16 protein-coding genes and 1 pseudogene are annotated in these 18,217 nt (G+C 43.5%); 12 read left to right on the top strand and 5 right to left on the bottom strand.

The genetic code is table 11. The features are described from left to right. Nucleotides 1–47 precede the first annotated feature (47 nt). The 5 genes from GHNINEIG_RS10205 to GHNINEIG_RS10185 all read left to right on the top strand — a co-directional run bounded on the left by GHNINEIG_RS10205 (nt 48) and on the right by GHNINEIG_RS10185 (nt 6,449). Nucleotides 48–1,409 carry a M16 family metallopeptidase gene (locus tag GHNINEIG_RS10205; RefSeq protein ID WP_135796555.1) on the top strand — a complete coding sequence of 454 codons (1,362 nt, stop codon included), beginning with the start codon at nt 48–50 and terminating at the stop codon, nt 1,407–1,409. Continuing rightward, complete coding sequence (locus tag GHNINEIG_RS10200) at nt 1,409–2,722, top strand: M16 family metallopeptidase (protein ID WP_135796554.1); 1,314 nt, start codon at nt 1,409–1,411, stop codon at nt 2,720–2,722. The genes GHNINEIG_RS10205 and GHNINEIG_RS10200 overlap by 1 nt, the downstream gene beginning before the upstream one ends. 175 nt (nt 2,723–2,897) lie before the next feature. Continuing rightward, nucleotides 2,898–3,266 (top strand): CidA/LrgA family protein, encoded by a 369-nt coding sequence (locus GHNINEIG_RS10195; protein WP_135796553.1) that lies wholly within the window; start codon nt 2,898–2,900, stop codon nt 3,264–3,266. After that, nucleotides 3,259–3,996 (top strand): LrgB family protein, encoded by a 738-nt coding sequence (locus GHNINEIG_RS10190; protein WP_135796552.1) that lies wholly within the window; start codon nt 3,259–3,261, stop codon nt 3,994–3,996. The genes GHNINEIG_RS10195 and GHNINEIG_RS10190 overlap by 8 nt, the downstream gene beginning before the upstream one ends. Before the next feature lie 65 nt (nt 3,997–4,061). Beyond that, the gene (locus GHNINEIG_RS10185) at nt 4,062–6,449 is read left to right on the top strand and encodes a transporter substrate-binding domain-containing diguanylate cyclase (RefSeq protein ID WP_135796551.1); all 2,388 of its coding nucleotides are present in this window, start codon (nt 4,062–4,064) and stop codon (nt 6,447–6,449) included. A 7-nt stretch (nt 6,450–6,456) separates the two neighbouring features. On the opposite strand, the gene GHNINEIG_RS10180 is transcribed toward GHNINEIG_RS10185, so the two are convergent. The 4 genes from GHNINEIG_RS10180 to GHNINEIG_RS10165 form a co-directional block, all read right to left on the bottom strand. Further along, entirely contained in the window at nt 6,457–6,924 is a 468-nt protein-coding gene (locus GHNINEIG_RS10180) for a hypothetical protein (RefSeq protein WP_135796550.1), read from the bottom strand. A 52-nt stretch (nt 6,925–6,976) separates the two neighbouring features. Next, nucleotides 6,977–7,267 carry an encapsulin-associated ferritin-like protein gene (locus GHNINEIG_RS10175; protein WP_135796549.1) on the bottom strand — a complete coding sequence of 97 codons (291 nt, stop codon included), beginning with the start codon at nt 7,265–7,267 and terminating at the stop codon, nt 6,977–6,979. A 49-nt stretch (nt 7,268–7,316) separates the two neighbouring features. Then, entirely contained in the window at nt 7,317–7,781 is a 465-nt protein-coding gene (locus tag GHNINEIG_RS10170) for a sll1863 family stress response protein (protein WP_135796548.1), read from the bottom strand. A 62-nt stretch (nt 7,782–7,843) separates the two neighbouring features. Continuing rightward, the gene (locus GHNINEIG_RS10165; protein WP_135796547.1) at nt 7,844–8,134 is read right to left on the bottom strand and encodes a sll1863 family stress response protein; all 291 of its coding nucleotides are present in this window, start codon (nt 8,132–8,134) and stop codon (nt 7,844–7,846) included. A 248-nt stretch (nt 8,135–8,382) separates the two neighbouring features. On the opposite strand from GHNINEIG_RS10165, the gene rsmD reads away from it, so the two are divergent. The 3 genes and pseudogenes from rsmD to coaD all read left to right on the top strand — a co-directional run bounded on the left by rsmD (nt 8,383) and on the right by coaD (nt 13,521). Then, complete coding sequence (rsmD, locus tag GHNINEIG_RS10160) at nt 8,383–9,003, top strand: 16S rRNA (guanine(966)-N(2))-methyltransferase RsmD (protein ID WP_135796546.1); 621 nt, start codon at nt 8,383–8,385, stop codon at nt 9,001–9,003. An 85-nt stretch (nt 9,004–9,088) separates the two neighbouring features. Next, nucleotides 9,089–12,958 (top strand): annotated as a pseudogene (locus tag GHNINEIG_RS11780) (PAS domain S-box protein). An 83-nt stretch (nt 12,959–13,041) separates the two neighbouring features. Next, nucleotides 13,042–13,521, top strand: coding sequence for a pantetheine-phosphate adenylyltransferase (gene coaD / locus GHNINEIG_RS10135; RefSeq protein ID WP_135796545.1), 480 nt, complete (start codon nt 13,042–13,044; stop codon nt 13,519–13,521). Between the two features lie 42 nt (nt 13,522–13,563). Here coaD and GHNINEIG_RS10130 read toward each other — a convergent pair whose 3' ends face one another. Then, nucleotides 13,564–14,535, bottom strand: a complete 972-nt coding sequence (locus GHNINEIG_RS10130; RefSeq protein ID WP_135796544.1) for an HPP family protein — start codon at nt 14,533–14,535, stop codon at nt 13,564–13,566. 182 nt (nt 14,536–14,717) lie between these two features. Between GHNINEIG_RS10130 and GHNINEIG_RS10125 the strand changes: the two genes are divergently transcribed. The 4 genes from GHNINEIG_RS10125 to modC all read left to right on the top strand — a co-directional run bounded on the left by GHNINEIG_RS10125 (nt 14,718) and on the right by modC (nt 18,210). Next, nucleotides 14,718–15,515 (top strand): TOBE domain-containing protein, encoded by a 798-nt coding sequence (locus GHNINEIG_RS10125; RefSeq protein ID WP_223260878.1) that lies wholly within the window; start codon nt 14,718–14,720, stop codon nt 15,513–15,515. 58 nt (nt 15,516–15,573) lie between these two features. Continuing rightward, entirely contained in the window at nt 15,574–16,341 is a 768-nt protein-coding gene (modA, locus tag GHNINEIG_RS10120) for a molybdate ABC transporter substrate-binding protein (RefSeq protein WP_223260877.1), read from the top strand. A 92-nt stretch (nt 16,342–16,433) separates the two neighbouring features. Then, nucleotides 16,434–17,129, top strand: coding sequence for a molybdate ABC transporter permease subunit (modB, locus tag GHNINEIG_RS10115; protein WP_135796542.1), 696 nt, complete (start codon nt 16,434–16,436; stop codon nt 17,127–17,129). A 4-nt stretch (nt 17,130–17,133) separates the two neighbouring features. Further along, nucleotides 17,134–18,210, top strand: a complete 1,077-nt coding sequence (gene modC / locus GHNINEIG_RS10110) for a molybdenum ABC transporter ATP-binding protein (RefSeq protein ID WP_135796541.1) — start codon at nt 17,134–17,136, stop codon at nt 18,208–18,210. The last annotated feature ends 7 nt before the right edge of the window (nt 18,211–18,217 follow it).

Here is an 18,217-nt window from a genome sequence, read left to right as displayed (position 1 = left end):
TATTTCGGTTATTATAAATCAAATTACGGCTATTTTAGGAGATTCCAATGATGATGCGAATCGGTTTATTAGGACTGATTTTAATTTTTTCTTATCCGGCTCAAGCGACAGTTTCAAAGTTTCAGCTTGATAATGGCATGAAAATTTTGGTGAAAGAAGACCATCGTGCCCCTGTGGCGGTTCAACAGGTTTGGTATAGAGTTGGGTCAAACTATGAATATGGCGGTATTTCAGGACTTTCTCACATGCTTGAGCATATGATGTTTAAAGGCACTCAAAAGCTTGAGCCGGGGGAATTTTCTAAAATAGTGTCGAAATTAGGCGGGCAAGATAATGCCTTTACTTCGTCTGATTACACGGCTTACTATCAGGTGGTTGGTAAACAGCATTTGGAAAAAGTCATGGAGTTGGAAGCGGACCGGATGCGAAATGTCGTGATCACAGAGGCAGAATTTCAAAAAGAAAGAGACGTGGTGACCGAGGAACGTCGATGGCGGACAGAAGATCAACCTGAATCCAAATTGTATGAACTGTTTAAAGCGACAGCGTTTGTGAACAGCCCTCAGCATCATCCTGTCATCGGTTGGATGACGGATATTCGGCATTGGACATTGCAAGATGTGCGTCATTGGTATCAAAAATGGTATGCGCCGAATAATGCGACGTTAGTGGTGGTTGGTGATGTGGATCCGCAGCAGGTTTATCAATGGGCTCAGAAGTATTATGGGGTTCATCAAGCAGAGCAAATAACATCCCCTAAGCCCCGTACTGAAATAGAACAGGCTGGGGAACGCCGTATACAACTAAAAGGCCCGACAAAATCACCGAGTTTGATGATGGGGTTCCATGTGCCCTCTTTGGTCACGGCTGACAACCCAGCAGAGGTGTATGCATTATCTGTGTTAGGCAGTGTGTTGGATGGTGATGACAGCGCGCGATTGACCAAGGATTTGGTGCGTGGCTCAAAAGTTGTGGCTGGTGCATCGACCAGTTATGACGAAACCAGTCGTTTAGAAACGTTATTTCGTTTTGATGCGACGCCTTCAAAAGGTAAAACCTTACAAGAAGTTGAAGCAGCATTATGGAAAGAAATTGATAAACTCAAGTCGACACCGGTTTCTCACAAAGAGCTAGAGCGTGTGTTGGCTCATGCAGAAGCACAATACGTTTTTCATCAAGATTCGATTCAGACGCAAGCGATGATTTTAGGGTCTTTGGTTAGCGTCGGGTTGCCCACAGATACTTATGAAAACTGGATTGAAAACCTGAGAAAGGTTACGCCGGAACAGGTTCAGAAAGTGGCACAAAAATATTTAAAACGGGATGCGGTGACGGTTGCGACGTTATTGCCGAATGGTGAAGAAGCCAAACCCGCTTCAGGTCAAATGATGCACGGAGGGATTCGATAATGGAACGTCTGGTTGTTAAATGGATGTTGTTGATAACTGCCTTATTGTTTTCAGTGCAGGCGTTGGCGAATGTCAATATTCAAACATGGCAAACCCAAAAAGGCAGTAAGGTGCTTTATGTTCATGCGCCTGAATTGCCGATGGTGGATGTTGAAGTGTTGTTTGATGCGGGATCTGCCAGAGATGGAGATAATTGGGGGATAGCTTCAATGACTGCGGGACTGGTTGGTACCGCGACGCCTAAACATTCTGAAAACAGTATTTCTGAGACCTTTAATGAGCTGGGAGCTCAGATAGGATCGTCCGCAGGCCGTGATACAGCCAGTCTTCATTTAAGAGCGCTGACACGACCCAATATATTGACTCCAGCGCTGGATTTGATGTCTGAAGTCATCAGTCAGTCCATTTTCAGGCCGTCTATTCTGGCAAGAGAGAAAGCGCGTCTGTTGATTGGCTTAAAGCAAAAAACTGTTCAGCCGCAAGCGATTGTATCCGATGCGATGTGGGCAAAGCTGTATGGTGATCATCCCTATGCTCACCCAACGGCTGGCACCATCAAGACGGTTCAAAGCCTTACCCCGCAACAGATAACAGATTTTTATCACAAGTATTATGTAGCGCGTAATGCACAAGTGACCATTGTCGGAGCGGTTGACCGTGCTCAAGCAGAAAAAATAGCCGAACAGCTAACACGCAATCTGCCATCAGGAAATAAACCTAAAGCCCTACCAGAACCGAAACCTTTAAGTCAGCCACACACTATTTTGACACGTTTTGATTCGTCGCAAACTTATTATGCGTTGGCTCAAATAGGGGTTAAGCGTGGTGATCCGGACTATTATGCTTTGTTTCTAGGGAATCATTTGCTGGGCGGAAGCGGATTCGGTTCTTTGTTAATGGAAGAAGTACGTGAAAAACGAGGGTTGGTCTATGGCGTTTCCAGCGGTTTTTATCCAATGAAAGTCGCCGGCCCTTTCCAAATTGGACTGTCTACCAAAAACGCATCTGCAGCCAAGGCCGACAAAGTGGTTAAGCAAACCTTATCAGACTTTATGGAAGACTTTTCCGATAAGAAGCTCGCTGCAATCAAAAGCAATTTGATTGGTGGATTCCCGCTAAGGATTGATAGTAATTCAAAAATTGCCGGATACATTTCGATGATTGGGTTTTATAACTTGCCTTTAGACTATTTAGAACAGTTTCCTAAGAAAATAGAATCGATTTCTAAAGCAGATATATTGAAAGCTTGGAACGAAAGAATTCATCCTGATAAATTGTTAACTGTGATGGTGGGACAACCTCAATCAAAATAGGCGTCCTTCATCGTTTAAAAAAACCGCCAGGCCTGGCGGTTTTTTTATGTCCAGGATAAATGCCTTACCTTTTGAAAGGGTGTAATTCTGTGAAAAAAAGAGGGGCTTTTTATAGAATAGGCATTCATTAAGAGTTGGTGCGACCGGCTTTTCTTTTATCTGATAAGGACGAATCATGAACTTTTTGCATGGCATTACGTTACTGCTTATTTTCCAACTCATTGGTGAAACGACCGCTATCTTGTTTGACTTACCGGTTCCTGGGCCTGTTATTGGTATGATTCTGCTGTTTATGGTGTTGTTATGGCGGGGACGTTCCAGTGCGCCACTGGATGATGTCTCGAATGGACTGCTGAGCCACTTATCTTTATTGTTTGTGCCTGCCGGGGTTGGCATTATGGTCTATTTTGACCGGATCATCAGTGAATGGCTACCGATTGGGTTGACCTTGGTTTTTAGTACATTGGCGACGATGATTGCAACAGCTTTTGTGATGCTTTGGGCGCAAAAAAAGTTCTCCCAAAAGGAGCCGAATCATGACTGAAAACCAGTTAAGTCACTTATGGGTTTATCTGTCGGCGTCTCCTTTGATGGGATTGACGATGACCTTGGTTGCATACACTTTGGCGTTGAAGTTGTATGAGAAGAGCGGTAAAAATGCATTATTACATCCTGTCGTGGTTGCCATTGCCTTATTGATTTTATTTTTATCGCTGTCAGAGATGTCTTATGAAGATTATTTTGAAGGTGGACAGTTCATTCACTTTCTACTTGGTCCTGCAACGGTCGCCTTGGCGGTTCCGCTTTATAAGCAATTCAGTAAACTGAAACAGACCTGGTTTCCAGTCAGTTTAGCCTTGTTCTCAGGCGTTGTTATTGGCGCCATCAGTTCCATTGTGATTGCTCGGGCTTCGGGGGCCAGTTTGGAAACTTTGTTGTCTTTAGCCCCCAAGTCTGTGACGGTGCCTATCGCAATGGGGATTTCAGAGAAAATTGGAGGCTTGCCTTCTTTAACCGCCGTTTTGGTGGTGGTCACTGGAATTTTGGGCGCTATTATGGGCATTAAGCTATTTCAACTCCTCAAAATAAAAGAGGACAGCGTGAAAGGGATTGCAATGGGAGTGACCGCACATGGTATCGGGACAGCTCGTTCGTTTCAGGAAAGTTCTGAAATGGGGGCTTTTTCAGGGTTGGCTATGGCCTTGTCAGCGGTTTTAACAGCCCTAATATTGCCCTACTTAGTGACGTTTTTACATTGGCTGGAACTTTTTTAAAGAAGCGCTGACAAGCGAGACAGAATTGTTTATGATGGAATCATAAAAAATAATGAGAAAAGCAAGTGGTACAAAAAGTTTTGAATACTTTTCTTAACGGGGTGTGGCCTGAAAAGAAAGACATGATTTTCAAACGTGGCATGATGGGAATCATATGGTTGTGTATTGGGTGGAGTGTTTTGTTGTCAAGCGCTTCATATGCAGAATCAAAAGACCTTCCTTCCTCCAAGCTAGAAAAAGTGACATTACAATTAAAGTGGCTTCACCAGTTTCAGTTTGCTGGTTATTATGCAGCACAGAAAGAAGGGTATTATCAAGCTGAAGGCTTGGACGTTGATATTCGGCAACGTGACCTACATGAAAATAATATTCAACAGGTGCTAGATCACAAAGCTCAGTATGGCGTCAGTGATTCCATTCTGCTGTTATACCAGGCTAAAAAAGCTCCGGTGGTGATTGTTGCCCCTATTTTTCAGCACTCTCCTCAAGTTTTATTTACGTTAGCCTCTTCAGGGCTGGACAGTCCTTATAAGCTTAAAAATAAAAAAATTGCTTTATACCAAAAAGATACGGATGGGTTTTCCGTGTTAGCCATGCTACATGAAGTGGGCGTTTTTCCGACCATTGAGCGAACAATCAAATCTGACACGGGAATGCTGGTACAAAACCAAGTCGATGCCTATTCGGGATATTTGACTAATGAAGCGTATTTATTTCGTGAAAATAACATTCCCATCAGTGTTATTAATCCGATCAATTATGGTGTTGATTTATATGGAGATATGCTTTTTACCAGTCAAAAAGAAGTTTCCGAGCACCCTGAACGGGTTGAAAAAATGCGAAGAGCCTCTTTGAAGGGGTGGCAATATGCCATGAAGCATAAGGCGGAAATGGCGCGTTATATTCAGTCGCACTATGGGGTCAATAAAAGTTTTAAGCATCTGATGTATGAAGCGAATGCGATTGAGGACGCGATGTCTTTAAGTACCACCCCCATCGGAACATTGGATGAAGGTCGATTGCAATTTATTGCCAACTTATTTCAAAGGCATGGCTTAATCAATAACAAGGTCAATTTGAAAGACGGCATTTATCGCTCTTCTCAGAAAACAATTGAATTTACACCCGAAGAAAAAAAATGGATGAATCAGCACCCTGTTATTAATTTAGCAATTGATCGTTCTTATGCTCCTGTTGAGTTTGTGGATGAAGAAGGGCGTTTTTCAGGGATTGCCAAAGACCTTTTTCAGGTCATTCAGCATAAAACGGGCATTCAATTTAAACCAGCAACGGATTTAAGTTGGCCTGAAGCGGTTGAAAAAATGAAACAGAAAAAACTGGATGTCTTTTCCGCGGTTATAGAGACGGAAGCAAGGAAAGAGTATGTTAACTTTACGGTGCCTTATTTTAAGTTTCCGATGGCAATCGCAACACGGGAAAATGCGCCCTATATTGCCGACTCGAAGCAGTTGAAAGGTAAAGTGATTTGTGTGGTCAAAGATTATGCCTCTCATGCAAAATTAAAGCGATTCTATCCTGATTTGTCTTTATTGTTGGTTGATAACCCTAAGCAAGGTATCGAAGCGGTTGCAAACGGTAAAGCGTACGGCTATGTTGATAATGTAGCTGTGATTGGGCATCACATCAAAAATAGTGGATTGGCAAATGTCAAAATATCGGGAGAAATGCCTTTCAGGGCTGATATTGCCATTGCGATCCGGGATGACTGGCCTGAACTACACAGTATTATTCAAAAAGTATTGCAGCAGATTTCATCGGAAACTTATGCTGATATTTCGAATAGATGGCTACAAGTCAGTTACCAAAAACAATATAACTGGCAACAAATGACGATTGTCTTAGCGCCAATTCTGTTGTTACTAGGGGTGTTTGCGTTTTTTAATCGTAAACTCAGACAGACGCAAATAAAGCTTCAAGAAACCAATAAGCAGCTTTCTATCTTATCAGTGACGGATCATTTAACCGGGGTGTATAATCGTCAGTATTTAGACCAGCGCCTGGACAGTGAAGTCGAACGAGTTAACCGCTATGGTTCAACTTTCAGTGTCATTATGATGGATCTGGATAATTTTAAAAAAGTGAACGATCAGTTTGGTCATCTGGTAGGGGATGAGGTGCTGGTCGTGTTTGCGCAAACGGTTGAAAAAGAAATCCGTAAAATCGATATCTTTGGGCGCTGGGGAGGTGAAGAGTTCATTTTAATTTGCCCTGAAACGCCTTTGGCTCATGCAATTCAACTGGCTAAGAAAGTCAGAAAATCCATTGAAGATCAGGAATATCCTGAAAAGATTACGCAAACTGTGAGTCTGGGGGTGGCCGAATACCAGACAGATGAAGTGATCAATGACTGCTTGAACCGAGCGGACCAAAACTTATACAAAGCCAAGCAACTGGGTCGAAACCAAGTTTGCCCGGCAATGAAGGTTGAATGAAGCCCGTTTAAGGTTTCTTTTCGATAGACGTACTGAGTTTCTGATACACACCCAGACCGACAATCAATACTACTGCGGCAATAATCATAGAAGTGGGGTATAGTAGCAACGTAATGTCTCGAATGCCTGCTTTGAAGATAAAAATCAGCCCTTCAATTCCCACCGCAATCGATAAAATGACAACGACTTTTGTGATGGTTTGTCTGGCTTCTCTGGGGGAACGCAGTTCTTTATTTCTAAAGACCTCTTCTTCCACCATGTATTTGGCAACATCGATAATCGCAACTGAAATAACGATGGCCCCTACCGATTGCAACATAATCGAGACAAATTCGCCATTCAGAAGTTCTTCATTGTCCACTTCAGCGATGACCTCATAAACTGACCAGCCGATGGTAGTAAAGGCCATGCCAAATAAAACCAGAGCGGCCAGTGAATAGCTTGTGGTCATAATAAAATCAAAAAAACGTTTCATGCCGTTTCTGTCTCCATTAGAGTAGGGCGCAGAAAATGAGTGATCTCCCTCTTTATCCTTTATCGGTAATCGGTTTGTCTGTAAAGAGATAGTCTTTCATTTGTTGGTCAAGCGCCTTGTCTTTGCGACGCACCCACTCCAGCATCATCGATGCATGCTCTTTTTCTTCATCACGGTTATGAATTAAGATGGATTTGAGTTCTTCATCCTTGCAGGTTTCAATACGCTGGTTGTACCAATCGATGGCTTCGAATTCTTCCATGATGGACATTAGTGCACGATGCATGTCACGCGTTTCATGTGATAATTCATTGACGGGTTCATGGTATTCTGAACTTGACATAAGAGGGGTCTCCTTTAAGTATGTTTAAATTTAAATGATTTTGAGAAAATTAATCTTCAGACTGGAAAGCTTCAACTGACTTTTTCCAAGCTTGATTAACAGCTTGATAAGCTTCAGAAAAGCCTTTTTTCATCTGATCCCAGCTTTCAGCAGAGCTGTTTTTAAGGCTACCATACCACTCCGAGACTTTGTTACGCTGTTGTCGGAGTGCTTTGAGGCTTTCCTCGGTTTGTTTTTGTGTAGCCGCATCCATCTCATTCCAGTTTTTTCGGACGTCTTCTTCCAAGCGGTCAATACGAGCGTCAATCTTATTTAATGCCTTTTGAGTCGCTTGAATGGCTTCATCTTTTTGCTTCGCAGAGTAAGACTTGAGTGATTGCATCAGCTCTTTCGATTCTTTTTTAACGGCATCGAAAGAGGCGTCATCATTTGCTGCCGTAGCCAATGGCATGTTTATCATAGTGATGAGTGTCACTAGGATAGAGGCAGCTAGCGTGCTTTTATTCCATTTCATAGTTAAGGCCTCGTTTGAGTGAGTCTGATGTGAATGCGGGTAAGGAATGCGGTTAAACGAAACTAGAAGCGATCTGCTGCAGATTTGATTGCGGTTTGAAGGGTTTTCCAGGCTTCTTCCGTTCCGCCTTTTAAGTCCTGCCATGCATCATCACTGGCTGATTTGAGCTCAGACAATTTGGCATTGGCTTGTGCCTGGTATGCTTTTAAGGTTTCAATTTCTTGATTGTAGTCCAGTTGCGCATCGGCATCTGCTTGACGTGCTTTGGCCTTTAACTTGTCGATATCAGCGGACCATTCGTCAAGCTGGGCTTGAAGTTTTTCCTGATAGGCTTGTTTGTTACTCGTACTCATTGTTTCTCCTAAAGATTTGGATGAATTGTGTCCGTGTAACGTCGCTCATTTCATGTCGATGACTGAAATGAACTTGGTATTACCTTACCAATTAGAATGGTTATTTGTCAAATATGAGTACAATTACTTAATTATGTATGTGTTTTAAGTTACGATAGTGATATATCGTCGGTTTTTGTAACGAAATTAGATAGACTTGGTTATTATACGGGCTAGGTAATTCTTAAAAAATGCTGAATACGGAATAAATGAAAAAGCGAGTTGAAAGAAAATCAGGGCGAAAACATTCTTCTAATCAGACAGGCGGGAGTCTGCGTATTATTGGCGGTGATTTTCGGGGGCGCAAACTGCCCGTTTTGTCGGCTGAAGGCCTTCGACCAACGTCTGACCGTGTGCGTGAAACATTATTTAATTGGCTTCAATTTGATATCGCAGGTGCGGATTGCTTGGACGTATTTGCAGGCACAGGTGCCTTAGGCTTGGAGGCATTGTCTCGTGGTGCAAACTCGGTCTTTTTTTTAGAGCTGAACAAGCATAATGCTCAACAAATTCAGCAAAATTTAATCACCCTAAAGGTGTCTGATGCCGACGTGATTCATGGAGATAGCTTGCAATGGTTGCAGCAAGCACCGCCTAAAGTATTTGATGTGATTTTTCTGGATCCTCCTTTTCATCAAGGATTAATGCAACCTGCGGTAGAACTTCTTTTTCAAAATCACTATATAAAAACCGACCAGGCCTGGCTATATTTGGAACAAGAAAAAGCGCTGGATTGGCCTAAATTGCCTGAGGGGTGGGGGTGTTATCGAGAGAAAACCACCTCTGAAGTTAGATATGGGATATTTAAGTATACGGGTTCTGATGCATAATGCCTTCGTTATGAGAATATTGTTTTTTAGGTGATCACATGCGTTGCTTTCATATTGTTTTTAAAGGGTAACTAAAAGAAAAAATATGATCATTAGCTTGAAGAAATTGTTACGAACTTCATTGTTTCTGGTAGTGCTGTTCTGTCATACAGGGGTGGCTTATGCCGTTCCAACCTTTGACGAGTTTTTTGAACGTCAGAATGCGGTGATGCTGATTATGCACCCTGTAACAGGGAAGATCGTCCGAGCTAACCGGGCGGCTGAAACCTTCTATGGCTATTCTCGTGACGAATTGAAAAAAATGTCAATTCAAGACTTGAATACCTTAACGCCAAAGCAAATCTCAAAAGAACTAGCATTGGCACGAGAAGAAAAACGTAATTACTTTATCTTTCGCCATCGTCTCGCTGATGGAAGTACTCGTGAGGTAGCCGTTCATTCTATTCCTTATTCTTTTGGTGGACAGTCCTTTCTCGTTTCCACTATTCATGAATTGTCCTCCCGCGGACATCAGGAAAAAGATTTGCAGCATTATCAAAGCAACTTAGAAGAATTGTTACAACGGCAGGAAGAAGAGCTGGAACAAAGTAAAGAGAGACAGTCTTTAATTCTTGTGCTGGCAGTGTTTGCTCAAGCTCTTTTGATTCTGTTTTTATTTTACGACATTTCCCGACGAAAACAATTGCAGGCTGAGTTAAAACAGGTCGCGACCACCTTGACCAATATTATGGACTCTTCAACCGAAGTGGCGGTGATTGCGACCGATACGGAAGGGGTCATTACAGAGTTTAATTCAGGTGCTGAAAAACTTTTAGGGTATTCATCTGGAGAATTGGTGGGGCAGGAAACGCCATTGAAGTTTCATTCTCAAAAGGAAGTCGAAACGCGTGCTCAGAAGCTGTCTAAAGCGTTAAAACGACCCATTACAGGATTTCAGGTCTTTACGGAAAAATTAACAGAAGAATCACCTCACGATCATGAGTGGACTTACGTTCGTAAAGACGGCGTCAGAGTACCTGTTTCTTTAATTGTGACGCCTATTTTAGATGAAAATCATCAGAAAATCGGTTACTTAGGGGTGGCGCAAGACATTACAGAGTTGCGCCGCTCACAACAGGCTTTAGTTGAAGCCAGAAATCAGCTTGAAGCCACATTGGATACGATTCCGGACTTATTATTTGAAGTCGATAAAGAAGGTCGTATTCTTAATTTTCATACCGCTGATATTAAAAAGCTATATTTAAAACCGGAACAGTTTGTTGGCAAAAAAGTGAATGACGTGCTTCCTGAATCTGTGAGCGATGTTATTGCTCAGGCGATGACTGAAGCCTTGGAAACCGGACGGTCTCACGGATTGGAATATTCTTTGGCTCAGCATGGAAAATTATCTTGCTATGAATTATCCGTTTCAACCAAGACCAATCAACAAAATGAAGTCGTTTCTTTTATTTTCCTATCCCGAGATGTCACGACCCGAGTGAGGCAGTCCGAAGAGTTGGCTGAAAAAGATGAACGCCTTGAGTTAATTCTATCTGCCAGCAAAATTGGGCAGTGGGATTGGGACATCGACAATAATGTCATGCTTTGGGATGAACGTTCTTATACGATGCTAGGGTATCAGCCAGAAGCCTTTAAGGTGGACTATGATAAATGGGCTTCCCTGCTACACCCTGATGATGCGTATGTTTTGAAACGCTTAAAAGCACATTTAGAAAAAGGTGAAACTTATAGTGTAGATTATCGGTTGCGTTCTGGTGATGGCGACTGGGTTTGGATTGAATCTCAAGGACAAACGGTTGAATGGGACGCAGAAGGGCAGCCCACTCGTATGGTTGGGATTCATATGGATATTACAGAACGTAAACATTCTGAAGATTTACTGGTTAAAAACGAGGAGCGTTTACGTACGATTTTTGAAATTTTACCGATTGGCGTCACATTAACTGATAAAGAAGGGCAGATTGTAGAATGCAACTCTGCCTCTGAAGTACTGTTGGGTATTTCTCGTGAGGAGCATTTGGCACGAAAATACGATGCTAAGGAATGGACGATTTATCGAGCTGACGGCACCGTTATGCCGCCAGAAGAGTTTGCTAGTGTGCGTTCATTAAAAGACCAGGTTACCGTTAAAAACCAAATTATGAAAGTGTGTCATACCGATGGCTGCGTCTGGTTAAGCGTGAGTGCAACGCCATTAAACCATCCTGTTTATGGGTTGGTGGTGAGTTACATTGATATTTCCGATAAGCGTGAAGCGGAAGAACGCCTCAATTTAGCAGCCAGTGTTTTCACCCATGCAAGAGAAGGGATTATGATTACGGATAAACACGCCCGTATCATTGATGTCAATAAAGGGTTTACTCAAATCACCGGGTATGAACGTGATGAAGTATTGGGGTTGAATCCCAATATTCTTAACTCAGGGTGTCAGTCGAAAGAATTCTATAATTTGATGTGGAAAACCTTGTTTGAAGAGGATCATTGGTCAGGTGAGATTTGGAACCGTAATAAGCACGGCGTCGTTTACCCACAGATGATTACGATTACGGCCATTAAGAACAGCGATGGCATGACGCAAAATTATTTAGCCTTGTTTACGGACATCACTTCTTTGAAAGAACAGCAAAAACAACTTGAGCATATTGCCCATTATGATGTGTTGACCCAGCTACCGAATCGATCCTTGTTAGCGGATCGGCTACAACAGGCTATCTTTACATCCCAACGGCACAACTCTTTATTGGCGGTGTTATTTATTGATTTAGATGGCTTTAAAAAAGTTAACGATCAACACGGGCATGATGCCGGTGATGAGTTATTGATTGAACTGTCAAAACGAATGAAAATTGTTTTGAGAGAGGAAGATACATTGGCCCGAATTGGGGGGGATGAGTTTGTCGTTGTCTTGGTGAATCTCGATGCCCCCAAGGACTGCGAAATGATTTTAAGGCGTTTGTTGGCATCAACTTCGGAACCCGTTGAGATTGAGGGCGAATCTGTCAGTGTCAGCGCCAGTATCGGGGTGACTTTCTATCCTACGGATAATGTCGATACTGACCAGCTCATGCGGCATGCTGATCAGGCCATGTATCAAGCGAAACAGTCGGGTAAAAACCGTTATCACTATTTTGATGTTCAAATGGATTCCATGCTCCAATCACAAGGCGCCATTCAAAATGAAATGCAAGAAGCGTTAAGGCAAGAAGAATTTGAACTGTATTATCAGCCGAAAGTGAACCTGGCGCAGAATACGGTAATCGGTGTGGAGGCATTGATTCGTTGGAATCATCCTAAAAGAGGGGTATTGACACCTCATGAGTTCTTGCCGTTTATTGAAAACCATCCCTTTTCAGTCGAATTGGATCAATGGGTGATGGCAACAGCCTTGAAGCAAATGTCTGAGTGGCGTTCTCAATAACTTGATATGAACATCAGTGTGAATGTCAGTGCATATTTTTTACAGCAGAAAGATTTTGTGCAAATATTAGAGCGTTTGCTTAATCAGTACCCAGAACTTCCTAAGTTTTCGCTGGAAATAGAAGTGCTCGAAACGACCGCTTTAGAAAATGTCAGTAATATGAGTGAGCTGGTGCATCTCTGTCGAGAGATGGGGGTCAATTTTGCCTTGGATGACTTTGGAACGGGCTATTCCTCCCTCATGTATTTAAGACACTTGCCTGCGCGTACCATCAAGGTTGATAAAAGCTTTGTTCGAGACATGTTGGTTGATATGGATGATAGAGCCATTATTGAAGGGATTTTAAAGCTTGCCTCGGTCTTTAATCGTGAAGTGATTGCGGAAGGGGTTGAAACGGTCGCGCATTTTGAAGCTCTGTTGGAGATGGGGTGTGAGCAAGTACAAGGTTATGGAATTGCTCGGCCTATGCCTGCCAATCAAGTTTCAGAGTGGGTGTTAAACTGGAAAGGAATCGACGCCCCCTTTGCAGAGGAATGAAGTACACATTCACACTAGAGCAACAGGGTATTCTGAAGTAGAATAGCCAGCATTCATTTTTTGAGAAAAGGTTAAAAGAATTTATGTCAATCACTGCAGTTTATCCCGGCACATTTGATCCAATTACCTGTGGGCACTTTGACCTGATTGAACGAGCTGCCCGATTCTATGATCGTTTGGTGATTGCCGTTGCGGATAACCGAAATAAGACTTCGTTGTTTTCACTGGAGAAACGAGTGGCATTGGCGAAAGAAGTCACGGCTGGCATGCCAAATGTTGAAGTAATCGGTTTCAGTGGTCTGTTGGTTGACTTTGTGAAAAAAATTGATGGTAACGTGCTTTTGCGTGGACTAAGAGCGGTGTCTGATTTTGAGTACGAATTTCAGTTGGCTTCAATGAACCGCAAGTTGGCACCGGAGGTCGAAACCATGTTTATGACGCCGGCGGAACAGTATGCTTTTATCTCTTCCAGTTTGGTTAGAGAAATTTCTGCACTGGGTGGGGATGTTTCCGAGTTTGTGCATCCGGTGGTTGCAAAGGCGCTGAATGAGAAACAACTTTGATTCGGTGCTGTTTACGACGCGGCTATAAATAACCTTTACCCTTTACTCCGCACCGCTGGTTGATTGATTTGGTGCGCTCTTTCGATGCCATAAACCATTTTCTTTAATCATGGGGTATTGCGCCCAGCGCGCAAATTCCGCTCGCGTGATGCAGTCAGAGGTCTTTTTTTCCTGCCCGGCAATCTGTTTAAAAATAACATAATCTTTTGCAGGGTTATCACTTCTGGATTCGTCAATCACCTGTCGCATCGACCAGTTTTTCCCCAGCTTTCCGTTACTGTAAACTTCACCGAGCTGAATATCGTCAGGGTCAAGATGGGTGGCATTGGCATTGAGATTCGCCAATTCAAAAATGCGTTTTAAATCGTGTTCATTAATGTCGACGAACGAATCAATTTCTTTCAGGGCGTGAATGAAGTCTTCATGCGACAGGTTTTCATTTGAGGGGGTATCGGGGGGTGAGTAAGTGCTATGTTGCAAAGCAGCAGGGTAACGACGCCAGTGGAAGAAGGCATTGAATATAATGGCAATCATCAAGATGCACAGTACATTCAACAGCACAGGGGTGATGACAAATTGATAGCCTAATGCATGAATACTTTCACCGCCAATAGCAGCAGTTAAAGCGGTTGCGCCACCGGGGGGGTGAATACATTTAAAATAATACATCGCCAAAATAGCTAGCCCGACCGCTGTACTGGCCGCCAGAATCGGCGGGTCGATTAACTGCGCACACGTCACCCCGATGAAAGCGGAGATCAAGTTTCCTCCCAGTAACGGCCAGGGTTGAGACAAAGGGCCGTGAGGAACGGCAAATAAAAGAACCGCTGATGCCCCCATGGAAGCGACTAAAGCGACACTAGCCGACAACTCTAAAAAAGACCTGCTGACAAGCAGAATCAACAGAATAGAAAGAAAGCCCCCTAGTGCTGAAACCAGTTTTTCATGATGGCTTGCCTGAGACGCATTGAGTCCCCAGAAAGCTTTAAAAGCGTGACGTTTTTTCACATTCATAGACGGTTATGATCCCTGCTTAAGTTAGAGGAAGAAAATAACATGATGTGGAAGATTAAACAATCTTTTGCATTGGGATATGGCTGAATTGATTGGTGAATTGCATCAGTATTTATTCTAGTCTATAATTCGATATGTATTTAAGGTAATAACGTTGGTGTGATCTAATGGGATCTGAAAGCATGTCTGAACAATTAGTGCAGTCTTTTTTGATGGGAAGTAAGCAGTCCCAGTCAGGACAGCGCCGTTTGGAATTGTTGAATAAAATCGCCTCTTTGGGATCGCTTTCGGCTGCCGCAAAAGCCTGTGGTTTGAGTTATAAAGGCGCTTGGCAAGCGATTGAAGCCATGAACCAGTTATCCGGTACGCCGTTGGTCACCCCACAAAAAGGCGGCGCGGGCGGGGGTGGAATGACATTAACGCCATCGGGTCATTCTCTGGTGGCGGCGTATCAGTTGTTCAATGAACAAATGCAACAATGGATGAGGCAGTTAGAGACGCTTTCTCCGACCATGTTGAGCCAATTAGATTTAATGAGGAAAATTTCGATGAAAACCAGTGCTAGAAATTTGTTTCATGGATCTGTCATTCATATTGAAAGGGGAGCGGTTAACTGCGATATCACCCTTGCGATTGGAGGCGGTAATGAAATAGTGGCACAGATTACCTCAGGCAGCCTTGAACGCTTAGGTTTGGAGGTAGGGTCTGACGCTTATGCGCTCATTAAAGCCAGTTGGGTGATTTTGACAGAGGGGGGCAATGATGCTCTTAAAACCAGCGCTCGCAACCAATTCTGTGGTTCGATCAGTCATATTGAGACGGGCGAGATTAACAGCGATGTTTCGATTCAATTGGAAGGTGGTTTGGTTATTTCTGCCATCGTGACCAATCAAAGCGTTGAACACATGGCGTTGAAGGTTGGGGAGCCATGTTGCGCCTTAGTCAAAGCCAGCCATGTCTTACTTGCGGTTGCGGATTAAAAATTTTTTACCAGTCGATATGTATCAAAGGTAATATAGATTGAGTTTAAAGGGAAGAATGAAAATGAAAAATTGGGTTCGTCTATGGTGTGTTGCTATCAGTGTCTCGTTCAGCACGGTGGTTTTTGCCGAAAGTGCGACGATTGCTGTGGCAGCAAATTTTACCAAAACGATTGAAGTGATCGGTGAGGCGTTTGAAAAGGAATCAGGGCATCGGGTCAAATTTTCATTCGGTCCGACCGGAAAGCTATATGCACAAATTAAAAACGGAGCGCCATTTGATGCTTTTTTCGGAGCGGATGAGCGCCGTCCTAAAAAGACCATTGAACAGGGTATTGGCCTTAGAAACAGTTACTTCGTCTATGCACAAGGTCAGATTGTTTTATATAGCTCACAATATCCTGTTGATCGTCAGCCTATCGAGGTTCTAGAGTCGGCTGATTTTAGACATTTGGCGGTAGCGAATCCAAAAACCGCACCTTATGGTGAACGAGCGGTGGCTTATTTAAAGAAAAAAGGGCTGTATGACCATGTAAAATCTAGAATCGTTAATGGGGAAAGCATCGCGCATGCGTTTCAATATGTGGTGACCCATAATGCCCCGATTGGCTTTGTCGCCATGTCTCAAGTCGTAGATCCGGGCAGCCCGGTTTACCGAAAAGGCGCTTATTGGGTCGTGCCTGCTTCTGATTATGCCCCGATTAATCAAGGCGCTGTTATCTTGAAGCGTGGTGAAAAGAATGCTGCAGTCCAAGCGTTTATGGATTTTATGAAAACGCCTAAAGCCATCGCCATCATGAACCGTTTTGGTTATAACGTCCCATGATGTTCAAGGTATAATGCGTTCAAAAACAGCCAGGCCTGGCTATTATTTAAGCAACTTTTCTTGTTATAAACAGGATTGGAATAAGGAAACTCATGCTGGAAATTTTCGGTACAGAGATCAATTTAACCCCTATTTGGGTCACACTTGAAGTCGCAACTCTGACGACGGTCATTCTATTAATTTTAGGGATGCCGTTAGCTTGGTGGATGTCTCAAATGCGCTCGTCTAATAAGGTGTTGTTGGAGGCGTTAGTGGCGTTGCCGTTAGTGCTGCCGCCCACGGTGTTAGGGTTTTATTTATTGATCGTGTTGAATCCTACAGGGCCTGTGACAGAGTTTTTGCGTTGGTTTGGGTTTGAAGGACAGTTGACTTTCAGTAAAACCGGGCTGGTCATCGGCTCGGTTTTTTATTCCTTGCCATTTGCCGTGCAACCGTTAATGCATGCGTTTGAAGCAATTCCGCATCGTTTACTGGATGCCGCAGCCACTTTACGGGCTTCCTTTCTTGACCAATTCAGAACCATTATCCTACCGCTATCCAGACGCGGTATTCTGGTGGCAACGACCTTGACATTTGCGCATACCGTTGGCGAATTTGGGGTGGTTTTGATGGTTGGGGGGAACATCCCCGGCGAGACGCGTATGGTGTCGATTGATATCTTTGATCATGTCGAGAGTCTGGAATATACCCAGGCACATATTTTGTCAGGCATGATGTTGGTGTTTTCCTTGATGGTTTTAATGCTGGTTTATGGTATCAATCGTCGTTTCAGTGTGAAGGTGGGCTAACCAGATGACCGAACTGAGTATTCAAGGTGACCTAGAACTGGACATGGATCAATTCAAGCTCAGCACAGGGCCATTCGATTTCCCTTTGCAAGGTGTGACGGTGTTATTTGGCCGGTCAGGCAGTGGAAAAAGTACTTTGCTGTGCGCGATTGCCGGGCTGGATAAACGAACACGTGGGGTTTTACAGGTGGGGGATGTTTTTTGGCAAGCGGGAAAAAAGAGTGTCAAAACCGCTCAGCGTGATATTGGATTTGTTTTTCAAGATGCGGCTCTGTTTCCGCATATGACCGTGCGCGAGAATCTGCTGTATGGTATCAAACGACTGCCGAAAACACTTTCGCCCATGGATTTTGACTATCTGGTCGATACGGTGGGTATTCGAGATAAATTGGACCGGGCAGTGACTTTTTTATCTGGCGGGGAGCGTCAACGGGTGGCGATTGCACGTGCATTGCTGATGCGGCCGAAATTGCTTTGTATGGATGAGCCTTTATCCGCGCTAGACTGGCAATCTAAAGCAGAAATGTTAGCGCTGTTGGAAAACCTCATTGCTCATTATGGAATTCCGGTTCTTTATATTACTCATGTCCCCGCTGAAGTTGAACGTTTAGCAGATCGAGTAGTCTTTATGGCGAAAGGCAAAATCGAGTCGGTTGAATCGTTACAAGAAGCCTTGAAACGAGCCGATTCTCCCTTGTTTGATGAACAAGGAGCGGTGTCGGTGATTCAAGCGACTTCCTTGCCTGCAGAGCAAGGACTTTATCCAGTGCAATTAGGGCAGGACAGACTTTGGTTGTCAGAACCTTCGTTATCCGGTCAAGAACTTGTGCGTGTTAGAGTATTGGCGAGAGATGTCAGCCTGGCACTGTCAGACCCACAAGCGTTGAGCATCATTAACCATCTTAAGGTCACAATTGTTGAAATGATTCCACAAGGGGCGCACCGTTTATTGGTTCGTTTGCGACTGAAAGATGATCAAAACTTGTTTTGTGAGGTGACACAGCATTCGGCTGATCGCTTAAATTTGAAGCCAGGCCTGGCGGTTTTTGCGTTAATAAAATCGGTAGCCGTTACGAATTAAGCAGGGA

Source organism: Hydrogenovibrio crunogenus, from assembly GCF_004786015.1.
Taxonomy (GTDB): domain Bacteria; phylum Pseudomonadota; class Gammaproteobacteria; order Thiomicrospirales; family Thiomicrospiraceae; genus Hydrogenovibrio; species Hydrogenovibrio crunogenus.
Note: the sequence above shows the minus strand (reverse complement) of the source record. Positions and strands in the feature narration are given on the sequence as shown.

What these genes read in the sequence shown, in the direction of transcription:
- GHNINEIG_RS10205 (WP_135796555.1), top strand. Translation starts at nt 48, where the DNA reads ATGATGATGCGAATCGGTTTATTAGGACTGATTTTAATTTTTTCTTAT.
- GHNINEIG_RS10200 (WP_135796554.1), top strand. Translation starts at nt 1,409, where the DNA reads ATGGAACGTCTGGTTGTTAAATGGATGTTGTTGATAACTGCCTTATTG.
- GHNINEIG_RS10195 (WP_135796553.1), top strand. Translation starts at nt 2,898, where the DNA reads ATGAACTTTTTGCATGGCATTACGTTACTGCTTATTTTCCAACTCATT.
- GHNINEIG_RS10190 (WP_135796552.1), top strand. Translation starts at nt 3,259, where the DNA reads ATGACTGAAAACCAGTTAAGTCACTTATGGGTTTATCTGTCGGCGTCT.
- GHNINEIG_RS10180 (WP_135796550.1), bottom strand. Translation starts at nt 6,924, where the DNA reads ATGAAACGTTTTTTTGATTTTATTATGACCACAAGCTATTCACTGGCC.
- GHNINEIG_RS10175 (WP_135796549.1), bottom strand. Translation starts at nt 7,267, where the DNA reads ATGTCAAGTTCAGAATACCATGAACCCGTCAATGAATTATCACATGAA.
- GHNINEIG_RS10170 (WP_135796548.1), bottom strand. Translation starts at nt 7,781, where the DNA reads ATGAAATGGAATAAAAGCACGCTAGCTGCCTCTATCCTAGTGACACTC.
- GHNINEIG_RS10165 (WP_135796547.1), bottom strand. Translation starts at nt 8,134, where the DNA reads ATGAGTACGAGTAACAAACAAGCCTATCAGGAAAAACTTCAAGCCCAG.
- rsmD (WP_135796546.1), top strand. Translation starts at nt 8,383, where the DNA reads ATGAAAAAGCGAGTTGAAAGAAAATCAGGGCGAAAACATTCTTCTAAT.
- coaD (WP_135796545.1), top strand. Translation starts at nt 13,042, where the DNA reads ATGTCAATCACTGCAGTTTATCCCGGCACATTTGATCCAATTACCTGT.
- GHNINEIG_RS10130 (WP_135796544.1), bottom strand. Translation starts at nt 14,535, where the DNA reads ATGAATGTGAAAAAACGTCACGCTTTTAAAGCTTTCTGGGGACTCAAT.
- GHNINEIG_RS10125 (WP_223260878.1), top strand. Translation starts at nt 14,718, where the DNA reads ATGTCTGAACAATTAGTGCAGTCTTTTTTGATGGGAAGTAAGCAGTCC.
- modA (WP_223260877.1), top strand. Translation starts at nt 15,574, where the DNA reads ATGAAAATGAAAAATTGGGTTCGTCTATGGTGTGTTGCTATCAGTGTC.
- modB (WP_135796542.1), top strand. Translation starts at nt 16,434, where the DNA reads ATGCTGGAAATTTTCGGTACAGAGATCAATTTAACCCCTATTTGGGTC.
- modC (WP_135796541.1), top strand. Translation starts at nt 17,134, where the DNA reads ATGACCGAACTGAGTATTCAAGGTGACCTAGAACTGGACATGGATCAA.